At 72.6% G+C, this 19,666-nt stretch carries 15 protein-coding genes; 8 read left to right on the top strand and 7 right to left on the bottom strand.

Features of this window, described 5'->3' with window-relative positions; all coding sequences use genetic code 11:
• Position 1: 1 nt before the first annotated feature.
• Together ACSUPV_RS16705 and nuoN are read left to right on the top strand one after the other, a co-directional pair.
• Positions 2–1,573, top strand: a complete 1,572-nt coding sequence (locus tag ACSUPV_RS16705; RefSeq protein WP_436947751.1) for an NADH-quinone oxidoreductase subunit M — start codon at positions 2–4, stop codon at positions 1,571–1,573.
• Entirely contained in the window at positions 1,570–3,219 is a 1,650-nt protein-coding gene (gene nuoN, locus ACSUPV_RS16700) for an NADH-quinone oxidoreductase subunit NuoN (protein ID WP_037763540.1), read from the top strand. The genes ACSUPV_RS16705 and nuoN overlap by 4 nt, the downstream gene beginning before the upstream one ends.
• A gap of 75 nt (positions 3,220–3,294) precedes the next feature.
• On the opposite strand, the gene ACSUPV_RS16695 is transcribed toward nuoN, so the two are convergent.
• Positions 3,295–3,897 (bottom strand): Uma2 family endonuclease, encoded by a 603-nt coding sequence (locus ACSUPV_RS16695; protein ID WP_359784769.1) that lies wholly within the window; start codon positions 3,895–3,897, stop codon positions 3,295–3,297.
• A 200-nt stretch (positions 3,898–4,097) separates the two neighbouring features.
• On the opposite strand from ACSUPV_RS16695, the gene recQ reads away from it, so the two are divergent.
• Positions 4,098–6,170, top strand: a complete 2,073-nt coding sequence (recQ, locus tag ACSUPV_RS16690) for a DNA helicase RecQ (RefSeq protein ID WP_436947750.1) — start codon at positions 4,098–4,100, stop codon at positions 6,168–6,170.
• A 146-nt stretch (positions 6,171–6,316) separates the two neighbouring features.
• On the opposite strand, the gene ACSUPV_RS16685 is transcribed toward recQ, so the two are convergent.
• The 3 genes from ACSUPV_RS16685 to fahA all read right to left on the bottom strand — a co-directional run bounded on the left by ACSUPV_RS16685 (position 6,317) and on the right by fahA (position 8,807).
• Positions 6,317–7,255, bottom strand: a complete 939-nt coding sequence (locus ACSUPV_RS16685) for a M56 family metallopeptidase (protein WP_359784914.1) — start codon at positions 7,253–7,255, stop codon at positions 6,317–6,319.
• 37 nt (positions 7,256–7,292) lie between these two features.
• The gene (locus tag ACSUPV_RS16680) at positions 7,293–7,427 is read right to left on the bottom strand and encodes a hypothetical protein (protein ID WP_436947749.1); all 135 of its coding nucleotides are present in this window, start codon (positions 7,425–7,427) and stop codon (positions 7,293–7,295) included.
• Between the two features lie 168 nt (positions 7,428–7,595).
• Positions 7,596–8,807: a fumarylacetoacetase gene (gene fahA / locus ACSUPV_RS16675; RefSeq protein WP_436947748.1), complete on the bottom strand. Its 1,212-nt coding sequence runs from the start codon at positions 8,805–8,807 to the stop codon at positions 7,596–7,598.
• A 319-nt stretch (positions 8,808–9,126) separates the two neighbouring features.
• Between fahA and ACSUPV_RS16670 the strand changes: the two genes are divergently transcribed.
• From ACSUPV_RS16670 to ACSUPV_RS16650, 5 genes are all read left to right on the top strand, one after another.
• The gene (locus ACSUPV_RS16670; RefSeq protein WP_436947747.1) at positions 9,127–10,374 is read left to right on the top strand and encodes a DegT/DnrJ/EryC1/StrS family aminotransferase; all 1,248 of its coding nucleotides are present in this window, start codon (positions 9,127–9,129) and stop codon (positions 10,372–10,374) included.
• A gap of 4 nt (positions 10,375–10,378) precedes the next feature.
• Positions 10,379–12,715 carry an oligosaccharide flippase family protein gene (locus ACSUPV_RS16665; RefSeq protein ID WP_382614430.1) on the top strand — a complete coding sequence of 779 codons (2,337 nt, stop codon included), beginning with the start codon at positions 10,379–10,381 and terminating at the stop codon, positions 12,713–12,715.
• A gap of 115 nt (positions 12,716–12,830) precedes the next feature.
• Complete coding sequence (locus ACSUPV_RS16660) at positions 12,831–14,726, top strand: glycosyltransferase (protein ID WP_436947746.1); 1,896 nt, start codon at positions 12,831–12,833, stop codon at positions 14,724–14,726.
• A complete protein-coding gene (locus ACSUPV_RS16655; protein WP_436947745.1) occupies positions 14,723–15,163 on the top strand; it encodes a hypothetical protein in 441 nt (146 codons plus the stop codon). Before ACSUPV_RS16660 ends, ACSUPV_RS16655 begins: the two co-directional genes overlap by 4 nt.
• Entirely contained in the window at positions 15,160–16,305 is a 1,146-nt protein-coding gene (locus ACSUPV_RS16650) for a glycosyl hydrolase (protein ID WP_031117014.1), read from the top strand. Before ACSUPV_RS16655 ends, ACSUPV_RS16650 begins: the two co-directional genes overlap by 4 nt.
• A gap of 45 nt (positions 16,306–16,350) precedes the next feature.
• On the opposite strand, the gene ACSUPV_RS16645 is transcribed toward ACSUPV_RS16650, so the two are convergent.
• The 3 genes from ACSUPV_RS16645 to ACSUPV_RS16635 form a co-directional block, all read right to left on the bottom strand.
• Complete coding sequence (locus tag ACSUPV_RS16645; RefSeq protein ID WP_037763717.1) at positions 16,351–17,106, bottom strand: polysaccharide deacetylase family protein; 756 nt, start codon at positions 17,104–17,106, stop codon at positions 16,351–16,353.
• Between the two features lie 167 nt (positions 17,107–17,273).
• Complete coding sequence (locus tag ACSUPV_RS16640) at positions 17,274–18,563, bottom strand: glycosyltransferase (protein ID WP_037763562.1); 1,290 nt, start codon at positions 18,561–18,563, stop codon at positions 17,274–17,276.
• A 21-nt stretch (positions 18,564–18,584) separates the two neighbouring features.
• The gene (locus ACSUPV_RS16635; protein WP_436949908.1) at positions 18,585–19,655 is read right to left on the bottom strand and encodes a GNAT family N-acetyltransferase; all 1,071 of its coding nucleotides are present in this window, start codon (positions 19,653–19,655) and stop codon (positions 18,585–18,587) included.
• Between the last annotated feature and the right edge of the window lie 11 nt (positions 19,656–19,666).

Below are 19,666 nucleotides of genomic sequence, written 5' to 3'. Positions count from 1 at the left end.
GATGTCCTTTCCTCTGCTGACAGCGACAGCGGCGCTCCCGGCCGTCGGGGCGATCGCCACGGCCGCCGTACCGGCCGCGAAGCGCACCGCCGCCAAGTGGCTGGCGCTGCTCTTCTCGCTCGCCACGCTCGTCCTGGCGATCGTCGTCCTGGTCCGCTTCGACCCGGACGGCGACCGCTACCAGCTCACCGAGTCCCACGCCTGGATCGCCGACTTCGGCGTCCGCTACGAACTGGGCGTGGACGGCACCGGGGTGGCGCTGATCGGGCTCACGGCGCTGCTGATCCCGTTCATCATCCTCGCGGGCTGGCACGACGCCGACCCCCTGGAGACCGGCAGCAGCCGGTGGCGGCCGACGCAGGGCTTCTTCGCCCTGATCCTGGCCGTCGAGGCGATGGTGATCCTCTCCTTCGAGGCCACCGACGTCTTCCTCTTCTACATCTTCTTCGAAGCCATGCTCATCCCGATGTACTTCCTCATCGGCGGCTTCGGGGACCGTGCCCACGAGCACGGCGAGAAGGCGGCGGCGACGCAACGCTCGTACGCCGCGGTGAAGTTCCTCCTCTACAACCTGGTCGGCGGTCTGATCATGCTGGCCGCGGTGATCGGCCTGTACGTGGTCGCCGGGAACTTCTCGCTCCAGGAGATCGCCGAGGCCCGGGCCAACGGCTCGCTGGACATGGCGACCAACACCGAGCGGTGGCTGTTCCTCGGCTTCTTCTTCGCCTTCGCGGTGAAGGCGCCGCTGTGGCCGCTGCACACCTGGCTGCCCAACGCGATGCAGGAGTCGACGGCTCCCGTGGCGGTCCTCATCACGGCGGTCGTCGACAAGGTCGGCACCTTCGCGATGCTCCGCTTCTGCCTCCAGCTCTTCCCGGAGGCCAGCAAGTGGGCGACGCCCGCGATCCTCGTCCTGGCGCTGATCAGCATCATCTACGGGGCGCTGCTCGCGGTCGGCCAGCGCGACATCAAGCGGCTGGTGGCCTACGCGTCGATCTCCCACTTCGGCTTCATCATCATGGGCATCTTCGCGATGACCAGCCAGGGCCAGTCCGGCGCGACGCTCTACATGATCAACCACGGCATCTCGACGGCCGCGCTGATGCTGGTCGCGGGCTTCCTGATCTCCCGGCGCGGCTCGCGGCTCATCGCCGACTACGGCGGAGTGCAGAAGGTCGCCCCGGTGCTCGCCGGCACGTTCCTGATCGGCAGCCTCGCGACGCTCTCGCTGCCGGGACTGGCGCCGTTCGTGAGTGAGTTCCTGGTCCTGGTCGGCACGTTCACGCGCTACCCGGTGATCGGCATCATCGCCACCTTCGGCATCGTCCTCGCCGCGCTCTACACCCTCGTCCTCTACCAGCGGACGATGACAGGCCCGGTGAAACCTGAGGTGAGCGCGATGCCGGACCTCAGGGTGCGGGAACTCGTGGTGGTCGCCCCGCTGGTCGTCCTGCTGATCTTCCTGGGCGTCTACCCGAAGCCCGTCACGCAGATCATCGACCCGGCGGTCAAGCAGACCATGTCCGACGTACAGAAGAAGGACCCCCAGCCCGAGGTGGAGGCGGCCAAGTGAGCGCAACAGCCGTCCACAGCCTGTGGACAACCGCGGCCGAACCGATCACCAAGATCGACGCGCCGACGTTCGAGTACGGACAGATGGCGCCCACCCTGATCGTCGTCGGTGCGGCGATCCTCGGGATCCTGATCGAGGCGTTCGTACCGCGGAAATCGCGTTACCACGTTCAGATGTTCGTGTCCGTCGTCGCGCTCGCGGCCGCCTTCGCCGCGGTCGTCGCCCTCGCGGCCGACGGGTACGGCACGACCAAGGCACGCATCGCCGCGATGGGCGCCATCGCGGTCGACGGACCGGCCCTCTTCCTGCAGGGCACGATCCTGCTGGCGGCCCTGGTCGGCCTGTTCACCTTCGCCGAGCGGCGCCTCGACCCGGTGGTGCACGGCAACCGGGTCGACTCCTTCGCCGCGCAGGCCGCGTCCGTGCCGGGCAGCGAGAGCGAGAAGGCCGCGGTCAAGGCCGGGTTCACCACCACCGAGGTTTTCCCGCTGCTGCTGTTCGCCGTCGCCGGCATGCTGATCTTCCCGGCGGCCAACGACCTGCTGACGCTGTTCGTGGCCCTGGAGGTCTTCTCCCTCCCGCTGTACCTGCTGTGCGCGCTGGCCCGCCGCAAGCGGCTCATGTCGCAGGAGGCGGCGGTCAAGTACTTCCTGCTCGGCGCCTTCGCCTCCGCGTTCACCCTGTTCGGCATCGCGATGCTCTACGGCTACGCGGGGTCGATGTCGTACGCGACGATCGCGCAGGTCGTCGAGGGCACCGTCCAGGACGTCAACCCGGCGCTCGCCGACACCATGGGCAACGACGCGCTGCTGCTGGTCGGCGCCGCGCTGCTGGTGATGGGCCTGCTGTTCAAGGTGGGCGCGGTCCCGTTCCACATGTGGACGCCGGACGTGTACCAGGGCGCGCCGACCCCGGTGACGGGGTTCATGGCGGCGGCGACGAAGGTGGCGGCGTTCGGCGCGCTGCTGCGGGTGCTCTACGTCGTCCTGCCCGGCCTGCGCTGGGACTGGCGGCCGGTGATGTGGGCCGTGGCCATCGTCACCATGCTGGGCGGTGCGATCGTCGCGATCACGCAGACCGACATCAAGCGGCTGCTGGCGTACTCGTCGATCGCGCACGCCGGGTTCATCCTCGCGGGTGTCATCGCGACCACGCCGGACGGCGTCTCGTCGGTGCTGTTCTACCTGGCGGCCTACTCGTTCGTGACGATCGGCGCCTTCGCGGTGGTCACGCTCGTGCGTGACGCGGGCGGCGAGGCGACGCACCTGTCCAAGTGGGCGGGGCTCGGACGCAGGTCCCCGCTGGTGGCGGCCGTGTTCGCGGTGTTCCTGCTGGCCTTCGCGGGCATCCCGCTGACGTCCGGCTTCGCCGGGAAGTTCGCCGTGTTCAAGGCGGCGGCGGAGGGCGGGGCGGCCCCGCTGGTCGTCATCGGCGTCATCTCGTCGGCGATCGCGGCGTTCTTCTACATCCGTGTCATCGTGCTGATGTTCTTCAGCGAGCCGCGGCCCGAGGGCCCGACGGTGGCCGTGCCGTCGCCGCTGACCATGACGGCGATCGGCGTCGGTGTGGCGGTCACGCTGGTGCTCGGCGTGGCGCCGCAGTACTTCCTGGACCTGGCGGGGCAGGCGGGCGTGTTCGTCCGCTGACGCTCCGCTCGGCGCGAGACAGCGGCCCGGTTCCCCTCAGGGGGTGCCGGGTCGCTGTCCTGTGCGTCGTGGCGGTTACTCGCCGCTCTTGCGGCGCGGTTTGATGCCGGTGAGATCCAGATCCACGGGGAACGGGGCGCTGACCTTCATCCGCTCACGGAAGATCCCGGTGCTGGTGTACGCACCGGTGGTGGGCTCCAGCTCGAAGGCGTGCACGGCGGCGAGGCCCTTCTCGTTCTCCACGCGCCAGTAGTGGGGGATACCGGCCCGGGCGTACTTCAGCGGCTTGGTCTCGCGGTCCCGGGAGACGGAGTCCGCCGAGACAACCTCGATGGCGAGCAGGACGGACTCCGCTGGATACCGAGTCTGCTCAGGATCTTCCACCACGTCGCCGCGTACCACGATCACATCCGGCTCGGGCCGGTTCTGGCGGTCGATGTCGATGGTGAACTCGCGAATGACCTCGTATTCCGCGGGGGCGAGGGACTGGAGCTGCCATTCGAAGAAGCTCACAGCGCGCGAGTGGAAAAGAGTCTGCGGACTCACGAAGACGAGGCTCCCGTCGATCAGTTCCGTGTGCGGAGGCAGATTCGGGAGGCGGTCCAGGTCGTCGGCGGTCCAGCCGCCTTCCGGCGGGGTCGGCCAGGTCGGCGTGGACGCCTTCGGTGCGACGCTCATCAGTGCTCCCATGGGACGGAGTCTCGCCGGGTCTTTCAGACTATCGGGCGGAAACGGACGGGGTCTCCCGCGAACGTGTGAACGACTGTCGTGTCCTTGACGTAGGCGTTCGGGGCTGCCTGTGGATAACTCCGGGGCTGTCGGTGCGGGCCCCTATGGTGGACGCAGTGGTCGAGGCGCGACGCACGGGGGACGGAACGATGGGCGCTACGGGCGGGACGAGTGTGATGACGGAACTGGACGCGGTGACCGGGACCGGGACCGGTGCGGGCAGCGGCCTCGCCGGGCCCCTCGGGGCCGACGCGAGCGAGGCGCTGGCCGCGCTGCACCGGGTGTTCGGCTACGAGGCCTTCCGCGGCGAACAGGAAGCGGTCATCGAGCATGTGGTCGCGGGCGGCGACGCCGTCGTCCTCATGCCGACCGGCGGCGGCAAGTCACTGTGCTACCAGATCCCGTCCCTGGTCAGGCCCGGTACGGGCGTGGTCGTCTCGCCGCTCATCGCCCTGATGCAGGACCAGGTGGACGCGCTGCGGGCGCTGGGCGTGCGGGCGGGGTTCATGAACTCCACGCAGGACTTCGACGAGCGCCGGATGGTGGAGGCCGAGTTCCTCGCCGGCGAGCTGGACCTGCTGTACCTGGCGCCGGAGCGGCTGCGGCTGGAGAACACGCTCGACCTGCTCTCGCGCGGCAAGATCTCCGTCTTCGCCATCGACGAGGCGCACTGCGTCTCCCAGTGGGGCCACGACTTCCGCCCCGACTACCTGGCGCTGTCCCTGCTCGGCGAGCGCTGGCCGGACGTACCGCGCATCGCGCTCACGGCGACGGCCACGCGCGCGACGCACCGGGAGATCACCGAGCGGCTGAACATGCCGTCCGCCCGCCACTTCGTGGCGAGCTTCGACCGGCCCAACATCCAGTACCGGATCGTGCCCAAGGCCGACCCGAAGAAGCAACTGCTGGCCTTCCTGCGCGAGGAGCACGCGGGCGACGCGGGCATCGTCTACTGCCTGTCGCGCAACTCGGTCGAGAAGACCGCCGAGTTCCTCAGCCGCAACGGCATCGAGGCGGTGCCCTACCACGCGGGCCTGGACGCGGGCACGCGCGCGGCCCACCAGTCCCGCTTCCTGCGGGAGGACGGCCTGGTCGTGGTGGCGACCATCGCCTTCGGCATGGGCATCGACAAGCCGGACGTCCGCTTCGTCGCCCACCTCGACCTGCCCAAGTCGGTCGAGGGCTACTACCAGGAGACGGGCCGGGCCGGCCGGGACGGGCTGCCGTCGACGGCCTGGATGGCCTACGGGCTGAACGACGTCATCCAGCAGCGCAAGCTGATCCAGTCCGGGGAGGGCGACGAGGCCTTCCGGAGACGGGCCCAGGCCCACCTGGACTCCATGCTGGCGCTGTGCGAGACGGCGCAGTGCCGCCGGGGCCAGCTCCTCGCCTACTTCGGCCAGGACCCGGACCCGGACGGCTGCGGCAACTGCGACACGTGTCTGACCCCGCCGGAGACCTGGGACGGCACGATCGCGGCGCAGAAGGTGCTGTCGACGGTGGTACGGCTGCAGCGGGAGCGCGGGCAGAAGTTCGGCGCGGTGCAGATCGTCGACATCCTGCTGGGCAAGCGCACCGGCAAGGTCATCCAGTTCGACCACGACCAGCTGTCCGTGTTCGGCATCGGCGACGACCTGTCCGAGGGCGAATGGCGGGGCGTCATCCGGCAGTTGCTGGCCCAGGGGCTGCTCGCCGTGGAGGGCGAGTACGGCACGCTGGTGCTGACCGAGGCCAGCGGGTCGGTCCTGCGGCGGGAGCGCGAGGTGCCGCTGCGCAAGGAGCCGAAGAAGCCGGTGGCCTCCCGGTCGGGCTCCTCGTCGTCCTCCGGCTCGGGGCGGAGCGAGCGCAAGGCCAGGACGGCCGCGGCCGAGCTGCCCGAGGAACTGCTGCCGGCGTTCGAGGCCCTGCGCACCTGGCGCGCCGAACAGGCCCGCGAGCAGGGCGTCCCGGCCTACGTCATCTTCCACGACGCCACCCTCAGGGAGATCGCCACGGTGTGGCCGACGTCGGTGCGCGAGCTGGGCGGGATCAGCGGGGTGGGCGAGAAGAAGCTCGCGACGTACGGGGAGGGCGTGCTGGAGGTGCTCGCGTCCCTGGGGGGACCGGCCGGTGCGACCGCGGCGGCCGACCCGGCTCCGGGACAGGCACCCGGCCAGGACACGGTCGGGCCGGACGACTGGCCGGAACTGGACGCCGAGCCGGAGCCCGAGGACTGGATATAGGGGCCGCCTGCCCGGCCATGCCCCTGGTCGTGTCTCCGGCGGCGGCCATGCCTGCGGCCGTGTCTCGGGTCATGCCCGCGGCGGTGTCTCGGGTGATGCCCGCGGCCGGTCATCGCTAGGACACGCCTAGGGCAGCGCTAGGGCAGCTAGGACAACGCCGTCAGCCCCGGCGCGAACGCGATCAGCAGCGGCACCAGCGGTACGAGCGCGGCCGTCGTGGTCGTCAGGGCCCGGTGCCGGCGGCCCAGCCGGGGCGGCGGTTCCAGGAGCCGGTCGACCCGCTCGCCCAGCAGACGGTGGCTGGAGGCGCAGGACAGGACGCCGCGGTGCTGGTTGAGCTCGATCAGGGCCAGGGCCGTGGTCAGGTGGCCGCAGCGGCGGGAGGCCGTGTCGTCGGCGGCGAGTTCGACCAGGCGGTGGGTCTGGTCGCAGAAGTGGGCGAACAGCGGGATGCGGGGGAATCCGGTGGCCAGGGCGGTGGACAGGTGCAGCAACCAGTCGTGGCGGGCGCGGGCGTGGCCGCGCTCGTGGGTGAGGACGGCGTCGAGCTGGTGGCCGGTGAGGCGGTGCAGGGCGCCCGTGGTGACGATCAGCTGGGGCGGGCTGCCCGGCATCCACCAGGCGTCGGGGTACTCGTCCTCCAGGACCAGCAGGGGACCCTTGGCGGCGGGCAGGCCGGCCGGCAGGTCGGGGGCGCGTTCGCGCAGGTGGGCGCGGGCCTGGGCGCGGCGCCTGCGGGCCTCGACGAGTTCCCGCGCGAGCATCGCGGTCGTCCAGGCGGCGCCGCAGGCCAGCAGCAGGGTGAGGGCGGCGGCCCACGGCGGGGCGGTGGACAGGTCGTACGCCGCGGTGACCGCGGGCGGCGCCGGGGCGAAGAGCTGGGCGCGGACGGTGCCGAAGACGGCGGCGGCGCCCAGGGAGAGCGCCGTCACGCAGCACAGCAGGACCGTGGCGACCAGGCACTGCCACACCCACAGTGCGACCACCGGTTCCCGCTCGGGCCAGGTGGCCCGGGTCAGTGCACGGGGCACGGGTACGGCGGCCGTCACGGCGACAACACTCAGCAGGAGCAGGCAGACGGTCATTGCCACGGGCTCCGGTTCCTGGTCGGAAGAGGGGCGGCTACGGGTCGTGCGGGGGAGGGCGGTCGCCGTGCGCGCGTGCTGCGGCTGCGTGCGCACCGGTGACGTGGTCGCCGTGCTCACCGCAGATCCGGCTGCTGTGCGCACCCGTGATCGCGACGAACGCGGCCGACATGCCGTGCACCACGCGCGTGCGGGCACACCGCCCGTCGCCCAGTATGACGGGCCCGGGCGGTGTGCGTCAGGGATCGGACGTCAACGGAAGGGCCGGGAGGGCCGATCGCGGACCGGCCCAGGCCGTCCGCAGGGGTCAGCCGCCGACCACCCGCCCCGTCCGCAGGGGTCAGCCGCCGACCACCCGCCCCGTCACCTCGCCCAGCCCGACCCGGACGCCGTCCGGCCCCGGCGCCCAGGCCGAGAGGGTCACCACGTCGCCGTCCTCCAGGAACGTCCGCTTGCCGTCGGGGAGTTCGAGCGGGTCGCGGCCGTTCCAGGTCAGTTCCAGCAGGGAGCCGCGCTCCCGGTCCGCCGGGCCGCTCACGGTGCCGGAGCCGTACAGGTCGCCGGTGCGCAGGGAAGCACCGTTCACGGTCATGTGGGCCAACTGCTGGGCGGCCGTCCAGTACATGGTGGCGAAGGGCGGCTCGGAGACGAGGTGGCCGTTGACGGCGACGCTGATCCGCAGGTCGTAGCCGCCGGGTTCCTCGTCGGCGTCGTCGAGGTAGGGCAGCAGCTCGTGCGTCCGGGCCGGCGGGGCCACCCGGGACTCCTCCAGGGCGTCCAGCGGGGTGATCCACGCCGACACGGACGTGGCGAAGGACTTGCCGAGGAACGGGCCGAGGGGGACGTACTCCCAGGCCTGGATGTCGCGGGCGGACCAGTCGTTCAGCAGGCACAGCCCGAAGACGTGCTCGCGGAAGTCGGCGAGGGCCACCGGCTCACCCATCCGGGACGGCACGCCGACGACGAAGCCGACCTCCGCCTCGATGTCCAGGCGCGCGGACGGGCCGAAGACGGGAGCGGCGTCGGTGGGCGCCTTGCGCTGGCCCGAGGGGCGTACGACGTCCGTGCCCGAGACGACGACCGTGCCGGAGCGGCCGTGGTAGCCGATCGGCAGGTGCTTCCAGTTGGGGGTGAGGGAGTCCTCGGCGTCGGGCCGGAAGATCTGCCCGACGTTCCGGGCGTGGTTCTCGGAGGCGTAGAAGTCGACGTAGTCCGCGACCTCGAACGGCAGGTGCAGGGTCACGTCGGAGAGGGGGTGGAACAGCGGCTCGACGGTCTCGCGGTGGGACGGCACGGTCACCCAGGCCGTCAGCGCCCGGCGCACGTCCGACCAGGCCGTGCGGCCCGCGGCCAGCAGCGGGTTGAGGGACGGGCGGGCCAGCAGGGAGGCGTACGGGGAGCCGAGGGCGTGGGCCGCCGCGCCGGCGTCCAGGACGTGGTCGCCGAGCCGGACGCCCACGGTCCGGTGGGAGGAGCCGGGCAGGGAGAACACGCCGTACGGCAGGTTGTGCGGACCGAAGGGATCGCCCTCGGGGACATCGAAGGGGGGCATCGGGTGCTGCCTCGCTTTCGGGTGTGCCGTGTCGTCGCCACGTGTTCGTGGTCGTGCCACACGTTACGGGTGACACGGGGGTCGAGGGCAGAGTCCGAGGAGGCTCGGACGGGCGAACGGGGCAGGTGGGCCGGGGTGCGGTCGGACGGGCCCGCACGACCCCGTCCGGCGCGGCGGGCGGGACCGCACATGCGTACGTGCCGGAAGTTATCCACAGGACGCGACGCAATCTTGACGGAGCGGTGCGAACGGGGCGACTCTGGGCGGGTGCCGGAAGGCCTCGGGGAGGGGGCGTTCCGACGGCACACCAGGGGGGCGGATGGCCATTGGGGAGGCCGGTCCGGGTTCGGTGCGGCGTGGTGTACAGCCGAAGCGGCTGGAAGAGGCCATGCGCGCCCGGCTCGGCCGGGAATGTGTGTACGTACCGTCGTGCCGTCTCGGGCTGTACGTGGCGTTGCGCCACTGGTGCCCGCCGGGCGGCCGGGTACTGATGTCGCCGGTCAACGACGACGTGATCTTCTTCGTCGTGCTCGCGGCCGGACTGCGCCCGGTGCAGGCGCCGTTGAACCCGCTCGACGCGTCCATCGACATCGATGCCGTGCCCGAGGAGACATGGGGCTCGGTGTCGGCCGTGCTCACGACGAACCTGTACGGGAACCCGGATCCGGCGCCGCGCCTGCGGCAGAAGTGCGACGCGCTGGGGATCCCGCTGTTCGAGGACGCGGCGCACGCGATCGGCAGCCGGGTGGGGGACCGGCCGGTCGGGGCGTGGGGTGAGGCCTCCGTGTTCAGCCTGTCCAAGCACGTGGGCGCCAAGGCCGGCGGCATGCTGTCCCTCGCCGACCCGGGGCTGCGGGACGCGGTGGAGCGGACCTGCGCGGGGTTGCTCACTCCGCGTCGGCTGAGCTCCGAACTGGCCTTTGCGGTCCGGCCGTACGCGGAGGCGGCGGTGCGGGGGCTGCGGCTGCGGCGCGCCGCCTGGGCGGCGGTCCGGCTGCTGGGGCTGGCGGACCGCGAGGAGATCCGGATGCCGCTGCGCCCGGACGAACTCGCGCGGGCCGCCCGCCGGGCGCCGGGACTCGAAGCCCACCACCCGTGGGTGCGCGTCGACATGCACGACTACCGCCAGGAGTCCGGCCTGCTGCGGCTGCGGCGCATCGGCCACAAACTCGACGGGCTGGACGACGTGCTCGACGCCTGCCGGGCGGGCACGGAGCTGTTGCTGTCCACGCCCTGGGCCAAGCCCCGCGCGGCCGACGGGACGCAACCGCTGTTCCGCGTCCCGCTGTTCGTGGCGGACCGGGACGCGGCCATGGCGGCCCTGGCCCGGCGGGGCGTGGTCGTCGGCTACCTCTACGACCCGCCCCTGGACGACTACGCGGGCGCGGAGTTCACCGACCCCTCACCGGCCCCGGAAGCGGCCCGTTGGTTCGCGCGGCACGCGCTGCCCGTGGACCCGCTGCGGGCGCGGACGGTCGTCGACGTGCTGGAGCGGTCGGGGGCGCGACCGGTCGAAGCACCGGGAGAGCTGTCCCGGAGCAGGCCGACACCGGGAGGGCTGGGTTAGTCCCGTGGCTGAGATCCAGGTGCACGAGCCCGCCGCCGCGCGCGCCGAGAACGGCGACGGACCGAAACCTGTCGGCGGCGAGCACGGCCACGACTCGCTGTTCAAGAACGCCTACTTCCTCATGCTCAGCACCGGCGTCTCCGCCGTCCTGGGCCTGGGGTTCTGGCTGGTGGCCGCCCGCTACTACTCCGAGGAGGCCGTCGGCCAGGGCTCCGCCGCGATCGCCGCGATGCGGCTGCTCGCCAGCATCACGGCGACGACGATGATCGGGGCCGTCGTCCGCTTCGTCCCGCGCGCGGGACGGGAGACCGGGCGCCTGGTGTGGGGCACGTACGCGGCCAGTTCGCTGGTCGTGGCGCTCGCCGCGGCCGTCTTCCTGCTCACGCTCGACGCGTGGGGCGCGTCGTACGCGCCGCTGGGCACGCCCATGGCGGGGGCGGTGTTCGTCGCGGCGTGCGTGGCCTGGGCGCTGCTCACCCTCCAGGACGGGGTGCTCACGGGGCTGCGCAAGGCCGAGTGGGTCCCGGCGGGGAACGCGGTGTTCTCGGTCGGGAAGCTGGCCCTGCTGGCCGTCTTCGCGGGCACGCTGCCCGTCCTCGGCATCTTCGTGTCCTGGGCGGTGGCGATCGCCTTCTCCACCCTGCCGCTCGGCTGGCTGATCTTCCGTCGGCTCATTCCGCGCCAGGCGGCGGCCGACCGCGACAAGGACCCCCCGAAAGTCCGGGAGATGGGCCGCTTCCTGGCCGGGGACTCGCTGGGCGCCCTGTTCAGCCTGGCCATGATCAACCTGCTGCCGGTGATGGTCGCGGTCCGCTTCAGCGCCGCGGAGAACGGCTACTTCTACGTGGCGTACACCGTCGGCGGCACGATGGAGTTCATGGCCATCAACATGGCCTCGTCGCTCACCGCGCACGCCTCGCACGACCCGCGCCAGCTCGCCGACGGCGTCCGGGGCGCCCTGCGCCGCATGACGCTGCTGCTGGTGCCGGTCGTGCTGGTGCTGGTCCTCTTCGCCCCCTACATCCTCACGCCGTTCAGCCCGGACTACGCCGAGCACGGCTCGACGGTGCTGCGGCTGCTCGCCCTCGGTGCGCTGCCGCGGGTGGTGGTGGAGCTGTACATCGGCGTACTGCGCGTGCAGGGGCGTACGGGAGTGCTGGCCGCGCTCCAAGGCGCCATGTGCGCCCTGGTGCTGGGCAGCGCGGCCGTGCTGTTCACACCGGCCGGGATCGCGGGGGCGGGCTGGGCGGTGCTGCTCAGCATGACGCTGATCGCCGTCGTCTCCTCGGTCGGGCTGCGCGCGGCACTGCGCCACAACGACAGCGCGCCCTCCGTCCGTACGCCCGCCGACCCCTCCTACGGCACCCGCTGGGCGCGGCTGAACGCCACGGCCGGGTACGGCACGGCCTGGGCCCGCCGGGCCGCCTACCAGCCCAAGGACGGCGACGAGGACACGGTCACGCTGTTCATCGGCCGCCCCGGCTACGAGCGGGAGGCGCTGCAGGCGGACACCCTCGCGCTGATCGTCCGGCCGCACCACCCGGAAGCGGGGGAGAAGGGAACCGGCCCCGAGGATGCGGTCGCCGCGGGGACACCGGCGGACACGGCCGAGGACCGCGACGGTCCAGGGGCGCCGCAGGTCACCCTCCGTGGCGGGGAACCGGCCGGGGGCGACGACCCGACGCGGGAGCGGCGGCTCAGAGGCGCCCTGTGGAGCCTGCTCGGGGTCGCCGCCGTCTTCTTCTGGGCGCCGCTGCGGGACCTGCCCTGGCTCGACGGCGCCTCCGAAGCGCCGCTGACGGGGCGTCAGTTGCTGGAGGGTCTGCCGTTACCGTCGCTCACGGCGGGGGGCCTGATGCTCGTGGTGTTCGTCGCCGCGGTCACCCTGTGCACCCGGCACGACCCGTGGCTGCCGGGCACGGCGCTGTTCGCCGCGCTGGTCGCCCTGTACGCCGCACCGGCCGCCCTCGGCCGGGAACCGCGGCCGGTGGACGGGGCGTTGTACGAGAAGACGGCCGGCTTCCTCGCGGACGTAGTGGGGCTCGACGGCCCCGAGCCGCTGCTGCGCTGGGCACCGCCGGTCTGCCTGCTGCTGTGCCTCGTGCCGCTGTGGCCGCTGCTCGCGAGCGCGGGCCGGCGGCTGTCGTGGGCGGGGCGCTGGGGGGTTCTGTATCTCGTCGCGGTCGGCGGCTGGGTGTGGCGCGAGGCGCTCGCACCGGTCGCGCCGCCCCTGCTCGTCGTCCTCGCCGTCCTCGCCCTGCTCCTGCCGCTCTGGCGCCGTGCCGCGACGGCCTGGGGGCCACCGCTCCGCAGACAACCGAACGGCCCATCCAGCGACTGACCGAACCCAGAGCCGAACAGAGCCGAACCGCCAGGGGGGAACCGCCGTGCGTCCGCCAGTAACTCCACGGGAGAGATCCACGCCAGAGCCCACACCCGCACAGGACGGCGCGGACATGCCCGGCAGCGACCCCGAGACCTCCAGCCAGTCCTCCAGCCCCTCCTCCTCGGAGTCGTCGAGCCCCGCCCACGAGCCCGTGACGGATCTGTCCGACCTGCCCCCCGCCTGGTCCGGGCGCCGCGCTCTCACCTGGCCCGGGGTGCCGCTGCTCGTCGCGATGGCGCTGTGGGTGTACTCCGTGCGGCACACCGACGTCTCCCGGCTCGACGACTACGGTCTGGTCACCGCGCTGCACCCCGCCTTCTGGGGCGGCCTCGTGGTGCTCACCGCCGGCTTCTGGTGCACGGTCCGCGATCCGCGCCGGCCGGGGACCTGGGCGGCGGCGTACGTCCTCGGGCTGCTGGTGATGGAGCGGGCCACGCAGGCCGTCCTCTACCCGACGCCGCTGTACGCCTGGGCGTGGAAGCACGAGGCGGTCATCGACCACCTGCTGACGGCCGGCGGCCTGCAGACGGCCGACCAGGTCGGCGACATGGCGGTGTACGACCAGTGGCCCGGTTTCTTCGCCGCCCAAGCCGCCCTGGTGCGGCTGCTGGGCGTGGAGTCGGTGGCGATGTTCATGGCCTGGTGGCCCCTGGTCTCCAGCCTGATGCTGCTGCTCCCGCTGCTGCTGATCTACCGCACCTTCACCGAGGACCGGCGGTTGATCTGGACGGCGGTCTGGCTCTTCTACGTCGCCAACTGGGTCGGACAGGACTACTTCTCGCCCCAGTCCGTGGCGTACGCGCTGCACGTGGGCGTGCTGGCCGTGGTGCTGCGCCGCTTCGGCCGGTCCGCCGTGCGGCGCGGGCGGCCGCGGCAGGCCGTGTGGGCGGTGGTGATCACCGTCATGATCACGGCGATCGTCATCTCCCACCAGCTCACCCCGGGCATGCTGGTCGTCTGCCTGCTCGCCCTCGGCCTGAGCCGCCGCTACCGCGACTGGGTCCCGGTGGTCACCACGGTCGTGATCTTCCTGGCCTGGTGCCTCACGGCCGCGCTGCCCTTCCTGTCCGCGGCGATGCCCGACATGATCCGCTCCGTCGGCGATGTCGGCGCCAACGTCGAGACCGGCTACGGCGCCACCCCGACCGGCACCGGGGCGATCGCCACCTCCTGGGCGGCCCGCCTGCTGTCCGGTTCCGTGCTGCTGCTCGCGGCCGTCGGCGTCCTGCGCCAGCGGGTGCTGCGCCACCGGGCCCGGCCCCTGCTGCTGGTCGCGGCGGCCCCGCTGCCGATGTTCGCGGCGAGCAGCTACGGCAGCGAGATGATCTTTCGGGTGCTGCTGTTCATGCTGCCCGGCGCCGCCTTCTTCGCCGCCGCCGCGATCCTGCCCAAGGTCCGCACGCTGGCCGCCGACGCCGCCGCGCAGCAGGCCGGCGGCCGGCAGGCCGCGCCCTCGAAGGGCCGCTGGTGGCGGCCGGGCGCGTGGGTGCCGCCGGCCGCCCTGCTCCTCGGGACGCTGGCGTTCGTGCCGAGTTACTCGGGCAAGGACCGGATCAATTACTTCCCGCCGCAGGAGGTGGCCCTCGTACGGCAGCTCTTCGACCAGGCGCCCGAGGGTTCGCTCGTGGTGGCGGCCAACCGCAACTACCCGCACGCGTACGCCTCCTACTGGAGCATCGACCACTACTGGTTCCTGGACGACGCCCGCAGTCACGTCGACCGGATCGTCCGGGACCCGGCCGCCACCCTCGCCAGTGACATGGCCGGCGTCGAGCGGCCGGCCCGGGCCTACTTCCTGCTCACCCAGGGGCAGCTGGCCAACTCCGAGATGAACGGGCAGCTCACCGGGGCACAGCTGGACCGCATCCGGACGTCCGTCGACGCCTCGCCACGGTTCCGGCTCGTGGCGGAGAACAGCGCCGGATGGCTCTACGAACTGAAGCAGGCGGGGGGAGCGGAGCGATGACACCGCAGGAACTCGTGGTCCGGATGCTGCCGCCGTTCGGCGGCTGGCTGGCGCTCGCCGCGCTCGCCCTGCCCGGCGGATCGCCCCTGCGGGGCGCCGCGGTCGTGCTCTTCCTGGCGGCGGGCCCGGGCGCCGCCATGGTGAGAGTCTGCGCCCCCGCGCTGGGAGCACGGCCCGCCGAGGAGCCCGTCGAGCACCGGGACCCGGACTTCGCCCGCCACTCCGACCTGCTGGAGCGGCTGATGCTGGTGCTGTTCCTGAGCATCGGCGCCGTGATGCTCGTCGCGACCGTGCTGATCGCCACGCACACCTTCAGCGCACAGCGGGTGCTGCTGACGCTGACGCTGCTGACCACGCTCGCCGCGTTCTGTCCGCCGCTGCGCGCCTCCCCGCCGCCCAGGACGACGCCGAGGACACCGAAGGGTTCTGCTCAGTGAGGTTCAACCGTCCCCACCGTCCCTTTCGCCGCGACCCGATCACGACCGGGCAGCACCGCAGGAAACCACCCGCCGCACGGCAGGCCGCCGGCCCCTTCGCATCGAGCCGGCGCCGCCTGCTGATCACGTCCGCCACGGTCGTCAGCGCGGTCCTGGTCGCCGTCCTCGCCCTCCGGAACGCCTCCGGACCGGAACCGGGAGCCGCCGGGGCCGACGCCGACTGCCGCCCGACGGCCCTGCTGGAACCGCCCTGCGGCGCCTGGTTCGGCGCGTTCGTGCCGCACGAGCGGGACGACCTGCCCGAGAAGGTGCGCGCCTACGAGAAACGCGTGGGCCGCGCACTCGACATCGTGTACACGTACCACGACATGTCCCTGGCCGAGGGCACCCGCAGGGAGGGCCAACTGCTCACCCCCGAGGAGCAGCGCGTCGGCCGGGACCACCTGCTGCTGCTGTCCTGGGAGAGCAAGTGGTGGGGCGGCACGAAGAAGCAGCAGCCGACCTGGAAGCAGATCGCGGCCGGCGAGCTGGACGAGAAGGTCATCGACGTCCAGGCCCGGCGCATCAAGGACTACGGCAAGAAGGTGTTCCTCTCCTTCGACCTGGAGATGGACACCCGCACCCCGGCCAACGGCACGCCCGCCGAGTTCGTCGAGGCGTACCGGCACATCCACGACCGGTTCCGCGAACTGGGCGTCGACAACGTGGTGTGGACGTGGATCACCACCGGCTACCTCGACCACGCCGACGTGATCAGGAAGATGTACCCCGGCGACCGGTACGTCGACTGGATCGGCTACAACCAGTACAACTACTACCGCTGCCACGACGCGGGCTGGCTCACCTTCGCCCAGACCCAGAACGCCACGCACGACTGGATCCGCGAGAACATCTCCGACGACAAGCCGCTGATGCTCTCCGAGTTCGGCACGGCCGCGGACTCGGCCCGCCCGCAGCGGCAGGCCGAGTGGTACGCGCAGGTGCCCGGGGTGCTGAAGGGCCTGGAGGGCGTCAAGGCCGCCCTCCAGTGGAACTACCGCGACCCCGGACCGCACTGCAACCTCGCGCTGGCGAACGACGCGGCCTGGGACAGCCTGCGCAAGGCGGTCTCCGACCCGTACCTCAACCAGCCGCTGAAGTAAGGCCGGTCAGCTGAAGTGAAGCCGGTCAGCTGAAGGCAAGGCCGGTCAGCCCGCGAACTCGGGCCCGTGCACCATCGCGCGGGCCCGCCGGTACCACCGCCAGGCGATCGTCTTCGGCCCGTCCCGGTACGGCGCGACCCGGGCGCCCGCGCCCGCCAGCCAGCTCTCGACGTCGGCGACGGTGTGGCCGCGCCGGACGATGAGCCGGGCGATGCGGTACCGCTCGTCGCGGTCGGAGCTGAGCGCGTGGCGCACGGCGGTCGCCGTCTCGTAGCCGGCCCGGGCCGACATGGCCCGCACCCGCGGGCTGTTGTAGCCGTGCGGATAGGCGAGATGCCGGACCTCGTGCCCGAGGGCGTCCTCCAGCACGGCCTTGGAGGTGCGCAGTTCGTACGCCAGGTCCTTCGCGGACAGCGTGTCGAGCTGGGCGTGGGTGACCGTGTGGCTGCCGATCTCCATGCCGTAACGTTCCAGCTCCGCCGCCCGGGCCAGGGTCATCATCGGGGCGGGCGGCAGCAGACTGCGGCCGCCCGGGGCGATGGCGCCGGTGGTCAGGTAGGCGGTGGCGGGCAGCGCCCGCTCGGCCAGCGCCTCGGCGGTGGGCCCGGGCAGATCGGCGAAGCCGTCGTCGAAGGTGAGCAGCACCGGCCGGGCCGGCAGCGGCGCCCGCCCGGCCAGATGGTCGGCGATCGTGCTGATCGTGACGGGCGTGCGCCCGCTGCGCACGACGGCGTCGAGATGCGCGGCGAACTGCTTCGGCGTGACCGTGAACTCGGCGATCCAGTCCGGCGGGTCGTCCATCACGGAGTGGTACAGGAAGACGGGGATGGCCGGAGCGCGGACGCCGCCCGGGCTCACCGGAGCCGCGGAACGCCCCGCGGATATCGGGCCCTCACCGTCCGGCGCCCCCCGTTCCGCCCGGCCTCTGCCGTCCCCCTGCCCCTCGCTCCGCCGGCGTGCCGATGTCTTCATCTCGCCCCCTGAACAACAGTCCGGCGCAGCGCTCTGCGCGCCCGCACATAGCCGACAGGCCCGTACACCATCCCCCTGCGCTGCAGCCGTGACAGCCGCCGCGGCCAGGGATGCGTCCGCACGTCGTGATCGCCCGGCATGCCCCCGCCGTCCGCCCCCTCCGTCTCGCGCACGGCGGTCAGCGCGCGGGCGTGGGCGAGGCCGCGGGGCAGCCTCGCGAGGAACGCCGGCAGCAGCGCGGGCCGGTTCACCAGCACCGCGGTGAGGTAGGCGGTGAGTCCGGCGCCGTAGCCGTACGCCTGCGTCTCCAGGTCCCGCCAGGTCTCCCGGTGGTGGTGCCACACCAGGGCGTACGGGGTGTAGCGCAGCCGGTGCCCGTCGGCCAGGACACGGACGAAGCCGTAGAGGTCGTCACCGCCCCGGGCGGCCGTACCGGCACCGGTGGCCGGGTCGAAACCGCCGACGGAGCGCAGGACCCGCGTCCGGAACGCCATGTTGGCACCCGAGCCGAACCGCCCCGCGGTGAACGGGAACAGCGGCTCGTCGCCCGGTGGACGCGCCGGGTCGTACGTCCTTGGAGTGAAGCCTTTCGCGAAGCCGCCGTGGCTCTCCAGCAGCACCTGGGCCGGGGTCGTCAGCCGCGCGGGCAGGATCAGCCCGGTGCTGCACCCGAGTCCGGCGTCGGCGGCGAAGGGCGCGGTCAGCTCCGTCAGCCAGCGCGGATCGGCGACCACGTCGTCGTCGGTGAAGGCGACCGCCTCACCCCGCACCGCCGCGAGGCCGGTGTTGTGGGCGACCGCCAGACCGGGCACCGGCTCGCACACGTACCGCACGCGCTCGGCGTACTTCCGCTCGACCAGCTCCCGCGTCTCGCTCGTCACGGGCGCGTTGTCGACGACGACGATCTCGAACCGCGGATGGTCCTGCGCCAGCAGCGAGTCCAGCGCGCGGGCGAGCTGCCCGGCGCGCTCCCGGGTGGCGACGACGACGCTCGTGAACGGCGGCTCCCCGGGCTCCTCCACGGCGGCCGGCGCACACTCCGCCCGCGCCCGTTCCACGAGCACGGCCTTCGGATCCACTCCCTCCGGCACCCGCCCGAGCAGCGTGCCCACGGGCCGGCCATGCCGTCTGACCAGTACGAACACCTCCCCGTGCGTCACCGGCGGACTCCCCGGGCCCGGTCTGAGCACCGCCGTGTCACGGTCGAGGTCCAGCTCCGCGACCTGCACGACCCCGATGTCCAGGAACCGCCGTATCTCCTCCTGCGCACGTGCCGAACGAGCCATGCGCCCTCCCCCCACTCGTGTTCAGGTACGGCGCAGCCGAGCCGCGCCCTTCAGGGTCCGCGCGGCCAGCGCCGCGAGCCGCGGCCGGCGGCGGACGAAACGGTGCGCGCGGCGCGCCGGCTCACGGCTCAGCCAGTGCAGCGCCGCGCCCGCCCCCGGTCGCGTCGCCGCGCCCTCGTACACGGGCCGTTCACCCGTCTTCAGCGCGTCCTTGTACTCGGCCGCGCCCCGCCCCAGATCGAGCAGGCCGATGCCCTCGGCGGCGGCCGCCTCGGCCATGCGCAGGTGCAGCACCAGACCGGGCGAGAACTTCGCGAACTCCGGGTCGTAGGCCGGGAACCAGCAGGCCAGCACCGACGCCGAGCGCAGCCCGAAGTGCGCGGCGACGGGCCGCTCACCGGCGTACAGCACGGACAGCGTGCCGCCGCACTCCGGCGCCCGGGTGCGGGCCAGCTGCCCGACGAGCCGGGTGATCCACTCCTGGGCGAACCGGTCGCGGCGGCCCGTCCTGCGGTACTGCGCGGACTTCCACTCCATGAGCGTGCGCAGCGCGGCGGGGTCCCGCTCGTCGAACACGAACCGCACCTCGCCGACCTGCCGGCCCAGCCTGCGCTCCTTGGCCAGGGTGGTCTTCAGGAACTTCGGCGACTGGGCACGCAGCGCCGACTCGTACGTCTCGTAGCCCTTCTCCACGTCGACCACGTAGGTGGCGTGCTCCTCCGCCGCGTACCGGACGAACAGCCGCTGCTCGGCCTCCAGGTTGTCGAAGGCGAAGCTCGACAGCGCGCAGGCCCGCAGCAGTTCACCGGTCTCCAGGGCCAGCCCCGGCCGCAGGATCGCCCCCTGGACGTCCGAGACGCCGAGTCCGATCGCCCTGCCCTGCCCCAACGGCCCGCGCTCGTACGGCAGGAACCCGGCGGGCTCCCGCCCCTCGTACACGACCGCGACCCGGGCCTGCGGCCTCACCCGGCCGACGGCGGCGGTGAACTCCGGTTCCATGAAAGGGTTGCGCGGCGCCTCCGAGGCGGCGCGCAGCGCGCGCCAGCACTCCCTCTCCCCCTCGCCGAGTTCCCCGGGCCCCGCCACGCGAATGCGCCCACTGC

The organism is Streptomyces sp. SudanB52_2052 (assembly GCF_964272415.1).
GTDB lineage: Bacteria > Actinomycetota > Actinomycetes > Streptomycetales > Streptomycetaceae > Streptomyces > Streptomyces olindensis.
The sequence above is the reverse complement of the archived record's forward strand: the minus strand, read 5'-3'. Positions and strand labels throughout refer to the sequence as shown.

Bases quoted from the DNA above. Each gene is read 5' to 3' on its own strand.
- ACSUPV_RS16705 (WP_436947751.1), top strand. From the start codon at position 2: ATGTCCTTTCCTCTGCTGACAGCGACAGCGGCGCTCCCGGCCGTCGGG.
- ACSUPV_RS16695 (WP_359784769.1), bottom strand. From the start codon at position 3,897: ATGAGCGTCGCACCGAAGGCGTCCACGCCGACCTGGCCGACCCCGCCG.
- recQ (WP_436947750.1), top strand. From the start codon at position 4,098: ATGGGCGCTACGGGCGGGACGAGTGTGATGACGGAACTGGACGCGGTG.
- ACSUPV_RS16685 (WP_359784914.1), bottom strand. From the start codon at position 7,255: ATGACCGTCTGCCTGCTCCTGCTGAGTGTTGTCGCCGTGACGGCCGCC.
- ACSUPV_RS16680 (WP_436947749.1), bottom strand. From the start codon at position 7,427: ATGTCGGCCGCGTTCGTCGCGATCACGGGTGCGCACAGCAGCCGGATC.
- fahA (WP_436947748.1), bottom strand. From the start codon at position 8,807: ATGCCCCCCTTCGATGTCCCCGAGGGCGATCCCTTCGGTCCGCACAAC.
- ACSUPV_RS16670 (WP_436947747.1), top strand. From the start codon at position 9,127: ATGGCCATTGGGGAGGCCGGTCCGGGTTCGGTGCGGCGTGGTGTACAG.
- ACSUPV_RS16660 (WP_436947746.1), top strand. From the start codon at position 12,831: ATGCCCGGCAGCGACCCCGAGACCTCCAGCCAGTCCTCCAGCCCCTCC.
- ACSUPV_RS16655 (WP_436947745.1), top strand. From the start codon at position 14,723: ATGACACCGCAGGAACTCGTGGTCCGGATGCTGCCGCCGTTCGGCGGC.
- ACSUPV_RS16645 (WP_037763717.1), bottom strand. From the start codon at position 17,106: ATGGACGACCCGCCGGACTGGATCGCCGAGTTCACGGTCACGCCGAAG.
- ACSUPV_RS16640 (WP_037763562.1), bottom strand. From the start codon at position 18,563: ATGGCTCGTTCGGCACGTGCGCAGGAGGAGATACGGCGGTTCCTGGAC.